Genomic DNA, 424 nt, shown 5'->3' on the forward strand with positions numbered 1-424 from the left:
CAAGCGGCTGCACACCATGGCGGAATGCATTGCTGGTGCCAAATGGCGTCGATCGCCGGCGCTCCTTTCCAGCGCGCGTCTGACACCGGCCGGCTACATATGATATCCTTGGTCGATCCATCCTCGACCGAAGCAGGGGCGCTTCATTGGACGACTGGAGAATCGGAAATATCCGGGTAACCAGAATTCTGGAGATGTGCGACCCACAGCGGACGCCGTCGGAATGGGTCCCCGACTACACCGACGAAGGACTCGAACCGCATCTTCATTGTCACACGCCTCGATCGATATCGCCGGCAACCGGGCGGATTATTCTTCCCATCCAGAGTTTTCTGGTTCGTACCGGGCGCCACACCATCCTGGTCGACCGTTTCGTTGTAAAATACAAGACAATCGCTGATTTCCCGCATTCGCCCCTCCGCAA

At 57.5% G+C, this 424-nt stretch carries 1 pseudogene; it reads left to right on the forward strand.

The features are described from left to right. Positions 1-146 precede the first annotated feature (146 nt). A pseudogene (locus tag EN808_RS36835) lies at positions 147-424 on the forward strand (hypothetical protein); the annotation flags it as partial.

Source organism: Mesorhizobium sp. M8A.F.Ca.ET.165.01.1.1, assembly GCF_004792065.1.
In the GTDB taxonomy this organism is placed as follows: Bacteria; Pseudomonadota; Alphaproteobacteria; order Rhizobiales; family Rhizobiaceae; genus Mesorhizobium.